18 protein-coding genes are annotated in these 15625 nt (G+C 42.6%); 16 read left to right on the top strand and 2 right to left on the bottom strand.

All coding sequences use genetic code 11. The features are described 5' to 3' along the window. The 12 genes from A5868_RS17000 to pcp all read left to right on the top strand — a co-directional run bounded on the left by A5868_RS17000 (window position 1) and on the right by pcp (window position 11283). A complete protein-coding gene (locus tag A5868_RS17000) occupies window positions 1-477 on the top strand; it encodes a PTS sugar transporter subunit IIA (protein WP_010779101.1) in 477 nt (158 codons plus the stop codon). A 15-nt stretch (window positions 478-492) separates the two neighbouring features. Next, entirely contained in the window at window positions 493-786 is a 294-nt protein-coding gene (locus A5868_RS16995; RefSeq protein WP_086305072.1) for a PTS sugar transporter subunit IIB, read from the top strand. Between the two features lie 58 nt (window positions 787-844). Next, the gene (locus A5868_RS16990; protein ID WP_010779103.1) at window positions 845-2116 is read left to right on the top strand and encodes a PTS galactitol transporter subunit IIC; all 1272 of its coding nucleotides are present in this window, start codon (window positions 845-847) and stop codon (window positions 2114-2116) included. Between the two features lie 70 nt (window positions 2117-2186). Further along, on the top strand, window positions 2187-3251 hold the full coding sequence (locus A5868_RS16985) for a galactitol-1-phosphate 5-dehydrogenase (RefSeq protein ID WP_086305071.1): 1065 nt from the start codon (window positions 2187-2189) through the stop codon (window positions 3249-3251). Continuing rightward, window positions 3248-4297, top strand: coding sequence for a zinc-binding dehydrogenase (locus A5868_RS16980; protein WP_010779105.1), 1050 nt, complete (start codon window positions 3248-3250; stop codon window positions 4295-4297). The genes A5868_RS16985 and A5868_RS16980 overlap by 4 nt, the downstream gene beginning before the upstream one ends. A 23-nt stretch (window positions 4298-4320) precedes the next feature. Then, entirely contained in the window at window positions 4321-5121 is an 801-nt protein-coding gene (locus A5868_RS16975; protein WP_086305070.1) for a sorbitol-6-phosphate dehydrogenase subunit, read from the top strand. A 9-nt stretch (window positions 5122-5130) separates the two neighbouring features. Then, on the top strand, window positions 5131-5805 hold the full coding sequence (locus tag A5868_RS16970) for a fructose-6-phosphate aldolase (RefSeq protein ID WP_086305069.1): 675 nt from the start codon (window positions 5131-5133) through the stop codon (window positions 5803-5805). 314 nt (window positions 5806-6119) lie between these two features. Beyond that, window positions 6120-7556, top strand: a complete 1437-nt coding sequence (locus A5868_RS16965; RefSeq protein WP_086305068.1) for a cryptochrome/photolyase family protein — start codon at window positions 6120-6122, stop codon at window positions 7554-7556. 490 nt (window positions 7557-8046) lie between these two features. Next, window positions 8047-8826 (top strand): glutamate 5-kinase, encoded by a 780-nt coding sequence (gene proB / locus A5868_RS16960; protein WP_086306439.1) that lies wholly within the window; start codon window positions 8047-8049, stop codon window positions 8824-8826. Between the two features lie 152 nt (window positions 8827-8978). Beyond that, window positions 8979-9659, top strand: a complete 681-nt coding sequence (locus A5868_RS16955) for a 5-oxoproline transporter, DUF969 family subunit (RefSeq protein ID WP_086306440.1) — start codon at window positions 8979-8981, stop codon at window positions 9657-9659. Between the two features lie 12 nt (window positions 9660-9671). Then, on the top strand, window positions 9672-10616 hold the full coding sequence (locus tag A5868_RS16950; protein ID WP_010779111.1) for a DUF979 domain-containing protein: 945 nt from the start codon (window positions 9672-9674) through the stop codon (window positions 10614-10616). Between the two features lie 22 nt (window positions 10617-10638). Next, on the top strand, window positions 10639-11283 hold the full coding sequence (pcp, locus tag A5868_RS16945; RefSeq protein ID WP_010779112.1) for a pyroglutamyl-peptidase I: 645 nt from the start codon (window positions 10639-10641) through the stop codon (window positions 11281-11283). Window positions 11284-11430: 147 nt separating this feature from the next. Here the strand turns inward: pcp and A5868_RS16940 are convergent, their stop codons facing one another. Further along, complete coding sequence (locus A5868_RS16940) at window positions 11431-12078, bottom strand: FusB/FusC family EF-G-binding protein (RefSeq protein ID WP_086306441.1); 648 nt, start codon at window positions 12076-12078, stop codon at window positions 11431-11433. Then, window positions 12044-12187, bottom strand: a complete 144-nt coding sequence (locus A5868_RS19165; RefSeq protein WP_157777025.1) for a hypothetical protein — start codon at window positions 12185-12187, stop codon at window positions 12044-12046. Before A5868_RS19165 ends, A5868_RS16940 begins: the two co-directional genes overlap by 35 nt. Window positions 12188-12417: 230 nt before the next feature. Between A5868_RS19165 and A5868_RS16935 the strand changes: the two genes are divergently transcribed. From A5868_RS16935 to A5868_RS16920, 4 genes are all read left to right on the top strand, one after another. Further along, entirely contained in the window at window positions 12418-12858 is a 441-nt protein-coding gene (locus tag A5868_RS16935; RefSeq protein WP_010779114.1) for a MarR family winged helix-turn-helix transcriptional regulator, read from the top strand. A gap of 16 nt (window positions 12859-12874) precedes the next feature. Continuing rightward, entirely contained in the window at window positions 12875-13369 is a 495-nt protein-coding gene (locus A5868_RS16930) for a GNAT family N-acetyltransferase (protein ID WP_086306442.1), read from the top strand. A 282-nt stretch (window positions 13370-13651) separates the two neighbouring features. Then, on the top strand, window positions 13652-14656 hold the full coding sequence (locus A5868_RS16925; RefSeq protein WP_176281416.1) for an NADH:flavin oxidoreductase: 1005 nt from the start codon (window positions 13652-13654) through the stop codon (window positions 14654-14656). Window positions 14657-14717: 61 nt separating this feature from the next. Further along, a complete protein-coding gene (locus A5868_RS16920) occupies window positions 14718-15371 on the top strand; it encodes a YczE/YyaS/YitT family protein (protein WP_086306444.1) in 654 nt (217 codons plus the stop codon). The last annotated feature ends 254 nt before the right edge of the window (window positions 15372-15625 follow it).

The following is a 15625-nucleotide window of genomic DNA, read 5'->3' as shown; positions in this document are numbered from 1 at the left end:
ATGGAGAATAATGAGAAACTAAGTTTTTATGTAAAAACTCCTTTGATTTTTGTTCAAGAGTCTTTTTCAACAAGTGATGAGATTTTTAAGCACGTTTATGAAAAGGCTTTAGAAATGGGGTGGGTCAGACAAGACTTCCTTGAGCGAATAGAGCAGCGGGAAGCGACATTTCCAACAGGACTCCAACTGGAGACTTTCGGAGCGGCTATCCCCCATACGGATGCGGAATGTATACTGACGGAATTTGTGGCGGTAGTGACCAACAAACAGCCAGTCACATTCACCAGTATGGAGGACATCAATCAAAAAGTCCCTGCCGATATCGTGTTCATTTTGGGGTTGAATCAACCTCATGCGCAACTAGAGATGCTGCAATCATTAATGAAATTATTACAAGATAACACGATTTTAGAGGAAGTTCTATCAGCATCAAATTCGGAACAATTGCTTCATGCAATCAAAAAAAACGAGAAATAAAAGGGGAAGATTATTATGAGAAAAGTTAAAGTATTGGTCGCTTGCGGCGCAGGAATCGCCACTTCAACAGTAGTCATGAAACGAATTGAAGATTTAATGAAAGACAACGATATCGACGCGGATGTTCAACAAATCAAAATCGCCGAGGCAGTTTCTAAGCAGGAAGGCGCCGACATGTTGATCTCAACCACTATTCTACCAACGCAATATAAAATTCCGGCGATCACAGCGTTGGGTTACATCAGTGGTGTAGGTGCCGATAAGCTGGATGAAAAAATTCTCGAGATGGTCCGTTCTGTCGGAGAATAACTTACGTTAAAAATAGTGGCCGCTATTTGTAATAACTATTATAGGAGGAATTATTTGAATGAAAGCTATTAATGATGTTGTACAGTACATCCTGAATTTAGGACCTACTGTCATGCTGCCCATTATGATCCTAATCATCGCACTTATTTTTAGAGTTCCATTTGGGAAAGCATTAAGATCTGGGTTAACGATAGGAATTGGTTTTGTCGGTATCAATTTGGTTATTGGACTGTTATCAGATAACTTGGGACCAGCCGCTCAAGCAATGGTCGAACGCTTTGGGTTCCACTTAACAGTAATCGACACTGGCTGGCCTTCTGCTGCCTCTGCGGCGTGGGCGTCACCAGTATCTGCTGTGCTGATCCCTATCTGTTTGGTTGTAAACGTTATCTTATTGCTTCTTAAAGTAACAAAAACACTAGATATCGATTTATGGAACTATTGGCATTTCATCGCTGCTGGTGCAACAGGATACATCGTAACGAACGGAAATTGGTGGTTTGCTATCCTATGTGCCGTGTTATATGAAGTTGCTTGTTTGATCATTGCAGATAAGACGGCACCATTAGTGGCTAAGTTTTATGGCTTAGAAGGAGTGAGCTTGCCGACAGGTTCGACCGCTGCGTTTGGTTTGATTGGGATTCCGATCGGTATTGTGATCAGTAAAATCCCTGGAATCAACAAATTGCAAGCAGATCCCGATTCGATCCAAAAACGGTTTGGTATTTTTGGTGAACCAATGATGATGGGGATCATTATCGGTGCGGCAATTGCTGCATTGGGCGGCTATGACATCGGCGGTATTTTAAAAATGGGAATCAATATGGGCGCAGTGATGTTCTTGATGCCACGGATGGTAAAAATTCTGATGGAAGGCTTGATCCCTATTTCAGAATCTGTTCGGGACTTCTTACAAGAGCATTATGGAGACAGAGAAATCTATCTTGGCCTAGACGCGGCAGTGACTACTGGACATCCAGCCAACTTGGCAACAGGATTGCTTTTAGTACCGATCACGTTGTTTATCGCTGTTATTTTACCTGGGAATAAGGTTCTGCCATTTGGGGACTTGGCAACAATCCCATTTTATGTGTCATTGATCGTTGCACATCGTAAAGGAAACATTATCCAATCTGTATTGACAGGGACGGTTGTTATTGCTTTGGCATTGTTCATGGCAACGAATTTTGCGCCAGTCCATACTGAAATGATGCGCGGCGTGTATGAATTCCCTAAAGGAGCGACGCAAGTATCGACACTTGATATGGGTGGGAACTTCTTGAACTGGGTTATTTTAAAATTCTCTCAATTAGTTTCTGGAATCCTTTAATTTTTATAGTTTGTACGAATTAAGGGACTCTAAAAGAGTTCCTTAATTTTTTGAAAGGAAGGACATTTGTATGAAAGCTGCGTTGTTAAAAGGATTAAATCAATTTGAAATCGAAGAAATCAAAAAGCCAGTACCGTTGGATCATGAGGTCTTGGTAAAGGTAAAGGCCGCTGGAATCTGCGGATCAGACATCCATAAAATGCAAAATGAGTGGAAATATGGCTTACCGATGGTTATGGGACATGAATTTGCAGGCGTGATCGAAGCCGTAGGGTCTGGGGTAAAACAAGTCTCCATAGGGGATCGTGTAGCTATTGCTCCTTTAATCCCTTGCCATGAATGTACCTATTGTAAATCAGGAAAGTATCAATTATGTGAACATTACACCATGATCGGTTCGCATCATTATGGCGGGTTTGAAGAATACGTAGCTGTTCCTGAAGAGAATGTCATCAATATTGGAGAAATCCTTTCGTTCGAGGAAGCAGCGATGATCGAACCGCTGGCAGTGGCGGCCCATGGCGTGATGGGGCTGGAGCCAAAAATCGGCGATACCGTAGCAGTATTCGGGCTAGGAACGATCGGAATATTGACTGTTCAATGGCTCCGTTTAACGGGAGTTAAAAAAATCATCGGGATTGATATCGATCCGAATAAGCTTGCCGAAGCGAAGAAATATGGCGTTACCGATACGATCAATTCTTTGGAAGAACCGTTGGAAGAACGGATCGCTGAATGGACAAATGAGATGGGTGTCGATATCGCGATCGAATGTGCCGGTTCCAAAATTACAGAAGAACAGTGTTTGTTGATTACCAAAAAAGGCGGAAAAATCGGTTATCAGGGAATCGCCTATTCAGATGTGCTGCTGCATCAACGGGCCTTTGAAAACATTTTTAGACGGGAATATACGATACAAGGGTTTTGGAATTCTTATTCCGCCCCATTCCCTGGGAAAGAATGGCTACATTCGGCAACCTTTATCGAACAAGGAAAAATTCAATTAAAGGACTTGATCTCACATCGCTTTGAGCTGGAAGACATTCAAAAAGCCTTTGACCTCACAGTGAACCGTGAAGAATCCTACAATAAAGTAATGATTTTTCCTGAAAGCAGAGAGGGGGAAACAAAATGATGAAGGGCGTCTCAAAACAAGCACCCGGTTATGACCAAATGGCATTTATCGACTTGCCAGTACCTGAAGCCACAGCGGACAAGGTACTCATTAAAGTCGCGTATACTGGAATTTGCGGGTCGGATATCCATACGTTTAAAGGGGAATACAAAAACCCCACCACGCCCGTTGTATTAGGGCATGAATTTTCTGGAGAGGTCGTTGCAGTCGGCGAGCAGGTGACCAAGGTCAACGTGGGCGATCGTGTTACCAGCGAAACGACGTTTTATGTCTGCAACGAATGCGACTACTGCAAAGAAAAACAATACAATCTTTGTCCTCACCGCAAAGGCATCGGCACCCAGCAAAACGGCTCGATGGCGAATTATGTTTTGGCTCGGGAAGAAAGCATCCACGTTTTACCGGATCACTTGAGCTACGAAGGTGCGGCGATGAGTGAACCGTTGGCGTGCTGTGTACATGCGATGTACCAAAAGAGCCAGCTAGAATTGAAGGACACGATCATTATTATGGGGCCTGGACCCATCGGCCTGTTCCTATTGCAAATCGCTAAAGAAATTGGCGCATTCGTCATCATGACGGGGATCACCAAAGATGCCCATCGCCTAGAATTGGCGAAAAAATTGGGCGCGGATGTGATCGTTGATACGATGACTGAAGATTTGGCTAAGGTTGTTACTGACGTGACAAATGGCTACGGTGTCGACAAAGTCTACGACGCTTCTGGAGCGGTGCCGGCAGTCAATGCCAGCTTGCCGTTGATTCGCAAGCAAGGACAATTCATCCAAGTGGGCTTGTTCGCCAATAAAATGGTGGAACTGGACACCGAATCGATCATTCAGCGAGAGATTGAATACATCGGCAGCCGTTCGCAAAATCCGTACGATTGGCCGATCGCGATCCATCTGCTTGCCAAAGGCGCCATCAACATCGACGAGATGATCACGAAGAAATTCCCACTGACCGAATGGCGCGAAGCCTTCGACAAGGTCATGGAGGGCAACGAGATCAAAGTGATGATCGAGTCCAATCCGGGAGAATTTTAGAACGAGATTTCAAGGAGGACAGTATGGAAAATTGGTTGCATTTGGACGATAAGGTCATGATAGTCACAGGCGGTTCTTCAGGGATCGGGAAAAGTATCGTAAATTCTTTGTTAGATAAAAATGCACGAGTGATCAATTTTGATCTCAAGACTACCGATTCCTTTGATAATGAAAACTATTTCTTCTATAAAGTAGATGTATCTAAAAAAACTGAAGTGGAAGATCAGGTCGCTAAAGTTTATCGCACGTTTGGAAAAATCGACGGTCTTGTGAACAATGCGGGAATCGCTTTTCCCGGAATGTTAGTGAATCCAGATGGGTCAGGAAACTATGAGCTAACGGAGGAATTGTTTGATCGAACGATTGCCGTCAATCAAAAGAGTGTCTTTTTATTAAGTCAAGCAGCGGCACGTGTCATGATCCCTCAGCGATCAGGCGTCATCGTGAACCTGTCTACTGAAAGCGCCAGAGAAGGGTCCATTGGTCAAGGCTTTTATGTAGGGACCAAAGGGGCGATCAATAGTATGACGTGTACGTGGGCTAAGGAATTAGGTCCATACAATATTCGTGTGTTGGGCGTGGCCCCCGGAATCATGGAAGAAACAGATCTGCGCTCAGAGAGTTACGAAGAAACACTCGCATTCATTCGTGGGATAACTGTCGAAGAATTAAGACAGGGCTATGAGCAGGCAGCAACTATTCCAATGGGCAGAGCAGGAAGACTTAGCGAAGTTGCGGATGTCGTTGCATTTTATTTATCAGATCATGCAAGCTACTTAAGTGGTATCATCACAAATGTGGCTGGCGGAAAATCAAGAGGGTGAGGGTGGAAAATGGAGTACATGTTGGATACCGTTTGCTTAGAAAGTATTGAAAAATATCTGGATATCGTCCCTATAAAGGGAGTGACCTCAACACCAAGTATCATAAAGAGAGAGGGCAAAATTGACTTTTTCTCTCATATGAAAAGAACGTTAGATGTGATTGGCAGTGATCGCACCTTGCATATGCAGGTGGTAGCAAAGGACACTGTGGGGATGATGGCGGATGCTAAAAAAATTTGGCGCATTCTCGGGGAGGACGTTTTTGTTAAAATCCCTGCATCTAAAGCTGGGTTGAGTGCATTGACACGCTTGAAAAAAGACAATGCTGAATGTCGGATCACGACCTCAGCGGTGTATACAAAATTACACGCGTTTATGGCGTTGGAGGCGGGAGCCGATTATGTCGCTATTTATACCAATCGTTCTGAAGCGCTTGGAATCGATCCGTTTGAGACGATTCATTCTGCGAAGAGGTACGCGACAAGCCAGTCCCTGCAAGGAAAAATAATGGCCTCTAGTATCAAAAGTACGACACAAATCACAGACGCGATAGAAGCAGGCGCGGATGCAGTTACATTTTCTCCGGCGATTTTAGAAGAGTTTTTTCATTTTGCTGCGACAAAAAAAGCGATCGATGATTTTACCGATGATTGGATAAGCCTGTATCAAACAAAAACGATTTGACCTGATTTTTAAGGCGCTATTTCGAACATTCGAAATAGCGCCTTTTTGTCATGAGCGGGTATAAAAGAGAAGCTGCGTATTCCTCGCATCTTTATCCTCAACTAATTTAGAGCAGCTTGAATAAGGAGTGCGTGTGGAAAACAAGAAATCAAGTTCTTTCGATAATTGCAAATAAACGGGAATGTCTTTGCTGAAGGGATTCATGGGGCTTTTTCCCAAAATACTGTCGTTTTTGAGGGCTCAAAAAAATGATTTTTCCTTCTTTCTGTGGTAGTTTCAAAGAAAGAGCCGTTAGTTTATAAGGAGGGGTTTGGATGCAAGCAGTGGTATGGTTTCGCCGCGATTTGAGAATACAAGACAATAAAGCGCTCTATCACGCATTTCAGGATTTATCAGAGGAAGATGAATTGGTGTTGCTGTTTCAAGTGAATCCAGAACAATTCCTAGAGGACAGTTCAAACCATGAAGCTTTTTTCGCTAGTGTGGCGCATTTTAAGAAAACGATCGACAAAAAAGCTCATTTGCACATCCAATATGGGGAACCATTGGACTTATTTAAGCGATTGAAGGAGACATTGCCAGAATGGGGAAGAATTTATTTTAATGAAGATACCTCTGGATACGGGGCAGAAAGAGACGAGCAAGCAAAGAAATTTTTCAAAGAAAACGACATTGACTATTACCGTTTTCAAGATCATTACCTGCACGGTGCTAAAGAAATCAAAAACCAACAGGGAAATGCCTATAAGGTTTTTACACCTTATTACAATCAATGGAAGGAACGTGCCAAAGAGACACCCGTCAATGTTCGTTTCAAGGCAGATGCGGTCTATTCAAAAATGCTTTTTCAAGAGGATGAAAAAAAATTTGAAAAGCTGATCGGAAAATTAAAAAAACAAACTAAAGTTGGCGAAGAAGCAGCAAAACGGCAATTGAAGAAGTTTGTGACGGAATTTGTTTCAAATTACGAAAACGCGCGAGATATTCCGAGTTTGGATCAAACCAGCCATCTGTCACGTTATCTGCGAACAGGGGAACTAGGAATTCGCACGGTGTGGCAGGCATTACAAGAGGAGAAGCCTTCTCAAAGTCGAAAAACGTTTGAAAAAGAATTATGCTGGCGTGAATTTTATAACATGATCTATACAAATTCTCCCCGTCAAAAAAAGGAGCCCATTCAAGAACAATTTCGTTTTATCAAGTGGCAAAATAACAAAGAATTGTTTGAAAAATGGAAAACAGGAAAGACAGGATTTCCAATCGTGGATGCCGCGATGCGCCAGTTGAATGAAACAGGCTGGATGCACAACCGTCTGCGAATGATCACAGCCTCCTTCTTGACTAAAGATTTATTGATCGATTGGCGTTGGGGAGAGAAGTACTTCCAGCAAAAGCTGATCGATTATGATCCCGCCAGCAACATCGGCGGCTGGCAGTGGGCGGCCTCTACAGGGACAGACGCGGTGCCGTATTTCCGAATTTTTAATCCAACAACACAATCGCAAAAATTTGATTCTAAAGGTGCGTTTATTCGAGAGTTTATCCCAGAGTTAAAAAATGTGCCGGATAAGCTGATCCATCAACCCGAAAAAATGACGAAAGAGGAACAGGAACAATATGGAGTCATTTTGGATAAGGACTATCCGAGTCCGTTGGTGAATCATAAAGAACGTCGGAAAAAAGCACTCTCCTTATACGAATCCAGTAAGGAGTACGCGCGAGAGGTAGAACAATACGAAGAAAGAGATTGAGAAAAGTCGTATTCAGTAACGGAAATGCCAAGAAAATAGGATGAGTCTGCTCCTTGCTATCAGTTTTTTTAAGACTGATAGAAGGGAGTGGATTTTTTGTTGTGGATTTGGAAATCAGAAGTAGAGGCTCGACTGCGAATCAAAATAAAAGTTAAAAAAAATCCAAGTATTTGCATTCTTATGTGAACTTAAGGTTATTTATTATTATGTCAGTCGTTCTTTTATATTTTCCTTTTGATTATACGAATAGTCGTTTTATTCAGTTCAAATAACTAAATAGCAACAAGCCATAGTTGTCTAAATTATAAGTACAATTGTTAAAACCTCTAATCATAAAGGGATTTAGACTGAAAGGAACACTTGATTAAAAAAATAAAATATTTTCATGCGAAGGAATTTGTGATATGATTAGCAAAAAATAAAAATAGTGCAATAAATGGATAGAGTTGTATTAAGTATATCTATTTGTTTTTTATAGTAAGGTGAGCGCATGAGAGAAGAAATTAAACAAGCCGACGTTATTGTTGTAAAGGTCGGAACAAGTTTGTTAGTGTCTCCAGAAACGGGAATCATCGAAACCTCCATTGAACAGTTATCTAATGTATTGACTGAGCTGATGGCGATGGGGAAAAAACCTATTTTGGTCTCTTCGGGTGCTGTGGGGATCGGTCTTACACAGCTGGGAAATGTTTCGAAGCAGACGGCTGCCGCTGTTGGACAAGGGATACTGACAGGCCTTTATGAAGAAGCCTTTAGAAATCAAGATCAGAAAATCGCGCAATTGCTGCTGGATCGGAAGGTCTTTGAAGGAGACGAAAGTCAAAAGGCCTTTGCTCGAACGATCGAAGAGCTGCTGGCAGGACAAATTTTGCCTATTATTAATGAGAATGATGCAGTAACGATCGACGGGCCAGAGTATAAAACGAAATTTGAAGACAATGATGAATTGTCATTACTTGTTGCAGAGGCTGTCCAAGCCGATTTGTTGGTTATGCTGACGGACGTGAATGGGTTATACGCAGAAAATCCTGCTGTAAATGAAGAGGCAAAAATGTTTCGTCATTTGTGCGAGATCGATGAACGATTTATCGCGGAAACAGACGAACTTCCAACTGGAAAGCTCAGCCGCGGAGGGATTCGCAGTAAATTAAAGACTGCAACAGGGGCTTTGGCCGCGAATATCTCAATGGTCTTAGCGAACGGGCAAAGTCCGTATGTCTTGTTTGATATATTGGCTGGACGAGAAGTCGGCACGCTATTCAAGAAATAGCGTGAGAAGTGTCTGGTGGAAAAAGAAAGCACAGAGAGAAATATCAGAAAATTGCAAAATTTACGTTGACGCACCCTTTCTGATTTTTTCGAACGAATAATGGCTACATTCAGCTTCGGCTGGTTAATAGATAGAGGGAGGAAGAGTTTTACATGGAATTAGTTAAATTAATAGGTATTTTGATCGTTATTATTGGTTTTGCATTGAAATTGGACTCTATTTTAATTATTTTAGTCGCGGCAGTCGTGACGGCAATTACGGGTGGTCTGGGCGTGGATGGCTTGTTGAACACACTGGGAACCAGCTTTGTCTCGAACCGTTCGATGGCGATCTTTATTTTGATCATGTTGGTAACCGGTACATTAGAGCGAAATGGCTTGAAAGAGTCAGCAGCCAAATTGATCGGGAAAATAAAAAATGCGTCGGCAGGGGCGGTTATTGGGGCATACGGTATCATGCGCTCGATCTTTGCAGCCTTCAACATCAGTTTCGGCGGCGTGGCAGGGTTTGTTCGTCCGATCATTATGCCAATGATGATCGGTTCCATCGAAGCAAAAGGACAAGAACCGGATGAAGAATACGTGGAAGAGCTGAAGGGGATGTCTTCAGGAATGGAGAATATCGCCTGGTTCTTCTGCCAAGTGTTATTTGTCGGTGGACCGGGAGCGTTGCTGGTTCAAGCGACACTGAAAGATTTAGGGTACGAAACGAGCTTGCTTGATCTTGCAAAAGTAGAGATTCCAGTCGCGTTGTTTGCGGTTATCGTAGCGATCGTTTATTACTTCTTAAAGGATCGCAAGCTTTACAAAAAATACTACGGCAGCAAGAAATAGGGAGGAAAAAGGATGTCATTTTTTCTAAGTCAAGACGTATTATTATCTGAAAAATTACTCGAAATCATATATATGGTCATGGGCGCAGTAGCCATTTATACAGGAATCAAAAACGCCCGCGATAAAGACAATGCGACCCCCATCGGCACCGCAATTTTCTGGTGTGCATTAGGGATCGTAATGATGTTCGGTCGCTGGATTCCACCGATGATCAACGGGGTATTGGTGATCATCATGACCTTGCCGCCAATTTTCAAAAAGGTGAGCAAGGGCAAGGAAAGTGCACCAACAGAAGCAGTCACGAAGAAAATGGCTGATAAGATCGGCATGAAAATCTTCATTCCAGCGTTATCAATGGGGATCTTCGCCATTATTTTCGCGGTATTCACACAACTAGGTGCCTTGGTCGGCGTCGGTGTTGGGGTATTGGTCGCGATCGTTATTTTGATGGTGTATTCACGATCTAACAAACCTAAGATTTTCTTGGACGATGCAGAGCGTATGTTATCTACAGTCGGTCCATTGAGCATGCTGCCGATGTTACTGGCAAGTTTAGGGGCTATTTTTACAGCAGCAGGCGTTGGCGAAGTCATCTCTGAGCTGGTGGCGAAAGTTATTCCAAAGGGAAATGTGAATCTTGGGATCATTGTCTTTGCGATCGGGATGATGTTGTTTACAATGATCATGGGGAACGCGTTTGCGGCGATCACGGTCATGACTGTCGGTATCGGGGCACCTTTTGTCTTAGCCTACGGTGCTGATCCAGTGTTGATCGGCATGGTTGCTTTGACTTGCGGGTACTGCGGAACGTTATGTACACCGATGGCAGCGAACTTCAATATTGTACCTGTGGCGATGCTAGAGATGAAGGACCGTTTTGGCGTGATCAAAAATCAAGCGTTGCTTGCGGTGGTCTTCTTAGTGTTCCAAATTGGCTATATGATTCTATTTAAATAGTAGAAAAGGAAAGGTGAGTCTAATGAAAGTATTAATTACCGGGTTTGATCCTTTTGGTGGCGCGGCCATCAATCCAGCGTATGAAGCAGTAAAATTGTTGCCAGATACGATCGAGGGAGCAGAGATCCATAAATTAGAGATTCCAACGGTCTTTGAAAAAGATGGCGAAGTCTTAGCCAAAGCGATAGACGAACAACAACCAGATATCGTGATCTGTGTTGGTCAAGCAGGCGGACGTTCGGATATTTCGATTGAGAAAGTAGCGATCAACTTGATGGAGGCGCGCATCCCAGATAATGAGCAGCAGCAGCCATTAAATCAAGTTATTCATGAGGATGGCGAAACTGCCTACTTTGCGACGATCCCAGTCAAGGCGATGGTGAGCAACGTGAAAGAAGCAGGGATTCCTTCCAGTGTTTCTTATACGGCGGGCACATTTGTCTGCAATGATATCATGTACCGTTTGTTATATTTAGCAGAGAAAAAAGAACAAACAATCAAGGGTGGATTCATCCATGTGCCGTATTTGCCAGAACAAGTCGTGGACTTGCCTGTCGGTACACCAAGCTTACCCGTTGAAACGATAGCCAAAGGGTTAGAGGCTGCAGTGGCTGCCGCAATCACGACAGACGAAGATCAACAGGTCGCAATGGGAACAATCATGTAATTTTAAAACGTATAAGATCAAGCATCGGGCTGCCCGTGTTTGATCTTTTTTTATGGAGAAAATTTAGAAAATAGGAGAGTCATCGGAACTGGATCGAAAAAACGCAACGAGTCATAGGAACAGTTTCCACGACTCGTTGCGCTTATTTTAATTGGTGACGATTTCCCAAAAACGATCGAGCGTAGCCAATTGGGTCATTTGCCGATTGCATTGATTGCTGTCGGTGCAGATATAATTTCCTTTTTTTGTATAGGTTCCATCGCCAGAAGTTTTTGTAGTAGCTAAGAAGAAGCTCACTGTACTGATTTGATTGCAAATGGCACAGTGCCCTTTTTGAACATCCGAGCTGAAGCTGCCGTATACTCCTGTGAAGCGGTTGTCGATCTTTCGAATCAAATACTTACGATTCGTGCCGCTATCAGTCCAACCTAAATAGCTCAACTCACGAAAATCCATTGCTTCCAAATCTGGGTAGTTCATTTTTTTTACTTTTCGAAAGGCCTTCTCCATTTGTTTAGTGGAAGGCGTGTCCATCGGTTGGACAAACGCTTTTAGTTCTTCAAAATATTTTTCAAAGGTTTCCCGAGTCATTCCGGTATCAAGAAATTTCTCCCAATACGCGGCTAATCGAGGGTCACGGCCGAAGAATTCTTCGGTCTTTCCTTGTATCAATGTCTGTAGCGTCACGATCGTCTGCTTGTCATTGACAGAATGGTAGGCGCTGATCAACTCACCAACCTGTTGTTTGCAGTACCAATAATCAGATGGGCGCAATAATAGTTGTTTGTTCGTCATGATTTTCCTCGTTTCTTGTCTTTGAGGAAAAGAGCTTTCCATCAAAGAACGAATAATTAAATACAGGGTCGTCGTTCTTTGTGCGTACGATACAAGATGATTCTGTCATCAAGACCGCCTCCTAGCTTCTAAATAGTGTTGGGTGTTCGTCATGCATTATAGTCGGAAATGACTTCCTTCGCAAGAATTCACGAAGAACACTTTTGATAGAATAAAGCATTCCATTCGTTTCTACAAGTCTTTTTACTCTCAACGAAATTTAGTTGATAAAGTAAACTAAATTGTGTATACTTCAACTAGTTGATAAAGTAAACTAGTTGAAGAGAATTGGAGGACGGGATGGATACGCAGGAAGTAAGGAAATTCAATCGTTATTACACGAGAATCTTAGGCGTCTTCGATCAAAAAGTCTTTGATCTGGATTATTCCATGATCGAAATGCGGATTTTGGGAGAGATCGGTCGTCATCCCAATGTCACGGCCAATGATCTGACGAAATGTCTAAATATTAAAAAGAGCTATTTGAGTCGGAAATTGAGTAAATTAGAACGAAACAGCTATATTTATAAAGAGAAGAGTTCTGAAGATAGCCGAAGCATGCATCTTTTCCTCACTGAAGAAGGCACGGCGTTGAATCGTTATGTCGAAGCGCAGTCGGATCAAAAAATGCAGGAGCTGTTAGCACCTCTAAATAATGAGGAGCAGCAGCAATTGGTTCAGGCTATGAAAACGATCGAAAAAATTTTGTATCAAGTCGTTCCTAATGAGTTAGAAGAATAAAAAGGAGTTGTCCAACATGTCAGAAGTAAAATTCGTACCGTTTGAAGAAAAATACACGCAAGAGATCGTGGATCTGATCATTCCTATTCAGCGAGAAGAGTTTAACATCCAGCTTACCGTTGAGGATCAGCCAGATCTGTTAACGATCCAAGAAGAATATATCAATATGGGAGGCAATTTTTGGGTCGCGCTGTTTGATGATAAGGTGATCGGGACGATCGCGCTTGTACGATTAGAAAATCACTGCGGGGCGATCAAAAAGATGTTTGTCAGAAAAGATTTCCGAGGAGAAAAACAGATCGGTCGAAAATTATTGGATACTTTGGTGAACTACTGTAAAGAACAAGGCTATGAGCGGCTTTATTTAGGGACGGTAGAGGTGTTGAAGGCGGCTCAAAAATTTTATAAAAAGAACGGCTTTGAGTTGATCGATAAAACAGAGATGCCAAAAGATTATCATTTGATGGATGTTGATACCGTTTTTTTCATGAGAAAATTAACTGAAAACTAATACTGCAAAGACCCAATCCCTTCGATTTGTTGATTGGGTCTTTGTTTTTATATGGAATTAAGTGATAAAAATATCGCAAAAGAAATATGTGCTATGAATCTTAACTCAGCTTCAAAAGCAACTAACGGTCTCTGATAATTAAAGCTACCTTTATATAGTAGAAAAAAGAATATTTAGTCTCGGAATTCAATTGAAAAAGGTGAGTCTCTCTTATATTCCCTCCGAGAAACTGCTACACTTAAAAAAGCAGGACAGGGAGAGCTGGAAAAAGGAGGAGCAGGAATGAGTGTACTGGCATCGCCCATTAGGGTAGGGAATCTTAAAATCAACAATCGATTGGTGTTACCGCCAATGGCCACAGCAAAATCTACCGAGAATGGAGAAGTGACAGATGCACTTTGCGCGTACTATGCTGAAAAAAGTGCAGGAGGGTCACTCGGATTGATCATCACGGAGCATAGCTTTGTCCATCCCCGCGGACAAGCGAGTGCCGGACAATTATCTATTGCGAAAGACAGTGATATTGCGGGCTTGAAGAAAGTGACCACGGTTATTCATCAAAATCAGACAAAAGCATTCGCGCAAATCAGTCATGCAGGGGGATTAGCTAAACAGGCGATTATCGGAGCAGAACCCTTAAGCGCAAGTGCAACCGTGTTTCCTAAAGTCTCGCGGGCGGAAGGAATACCGAAGCAAATGACGGTGAAAGAGATCCAACACGTAATCAGTGCATTTGTTGCGGCAGCAGTAAGAGCAAAAGAAGCAGGTTTCGATGGCGTGGAGCTTCACTCGGCACACGGTTACTTGCTAAATCAGTTTTATTCTCCGTTGATCAACAAACGAAGAGATGCCTATCGCGGCGACCAAATCAGCGGTAGAATCAAGCTTCATTTAGAAATTATCCGCGGGATTCAAAAACAGGTCGGTATGGACTTTCCTATTGCTGTTCGATTGGGTGCGAGTGATTATTTGCCTGGTGGAACTACGATTGAAGACAGTGTGATTGCCGCAAAGGCGTTTGAGGAAGCAGGTGTCTGTTTGATAGATGTTTCCGGCGGGTTTAGTTTTTATACGCACCCCCACACGAAAAAGCAAGGCTACTTTTGTGATCTATCAGAAGTCCTCAAGAAAAGTGTACGCATTCCTGTTATACTTACTGGGGGCGTGGTGACGGCTTCCGCTGCAGAAGATCTTCTAGTGAGTAATAAAGCAGATATGATTGGCGTTGGGCGCGCGATATTGAAGGATTCAAATTGGGCGAGCGAAGCACTCGCGGCAGTGGAGTAGTCACGATTGTTTTTTTATCCTATAGGTCGAAAAAGAAATGAGTAAAGAAAGAAGCGTTTAAATGAAAGGGTACAGTGTGCGGTTAATCAAGTTGGTAGTTGGGTTGTTCTTATTTGCGTTGGGGTCCTTTTTGACCATTCAGGCCAATATCGGGCTGGCATCTTGGGAAGCCTTCAGTATTGGGATTGCTAATCTGGCGAATCAAACCTATGGAAATATTCTGATCATCAGTGGGTTTGCCATTTTAGTCATCGATGTTGCGTTAAAGGAAAAAATTGGGATCGGTACGATTTTGAATACCATTTTGATCGGTACCTTCGCGGATATGATTCAAGCCACAGGGATCATCCCGCAAATGACTCATTTTTTACCGGGTGTCGTGATGCTGCTGTTGGGGCAAATCGCCATTTGTGTAGGCAGTTATTTTTACATTGGTGCGTCCCTTGGCTGCGGTCCCAGAGATGCCTTGATGGTAGCTTTTGGAAAACGAATGCCCAATGTTCCCATCGGTCTCGTTCGAGGAATCATTGAAGGAACGGTCTTGTTGATCGGCTGGCTATTAGGAGCGAAGGTCGGGATCGGGACTGTTATTTCAGTCTTCGGTATCGGCTTTATCCTGGAAACCACATTCAAGATTTTTCATTTTGACGTGACAAATGTCGCCCATGAGAGTGTTGTAGATACGGTGAAGGGACTGCATGGACAGGAATTTTAACTTAAATAAACGGTTTTTTGACACACTCAGCAGTGATTTGCTGAGTGTTTTTTTGTTCTCTTAATTTTTACAAAAAGTTATTTAAAGATTGAGAGAGAGGAAGAGAGTGTGTGAGGAGAGAATTACTTTTGAGTGGTTTATAGTCATAAGAATCGATAATTGCGCTTTTTTTATTCAAAATCTCTATTTATTTTTTTATATACCGTTTGGTTGTAAGCAAATTATTGTTAAAAAAAAATAAAGTAAGTTATGCT

Origin of the sequence: Enterococcus sp. 12F9_DIV0723, assembly GCF_002174375.1 — a bacterium.
Lineage (GTDB): Bacteria > Bacillota > Bacilli > Lactobacillales > Enterococcaceae > Enterococcus_A > Enterococcus_A gilvus.
This window is presented reverse-complemented; position numbering and strand designations above follow the sequence as displayed.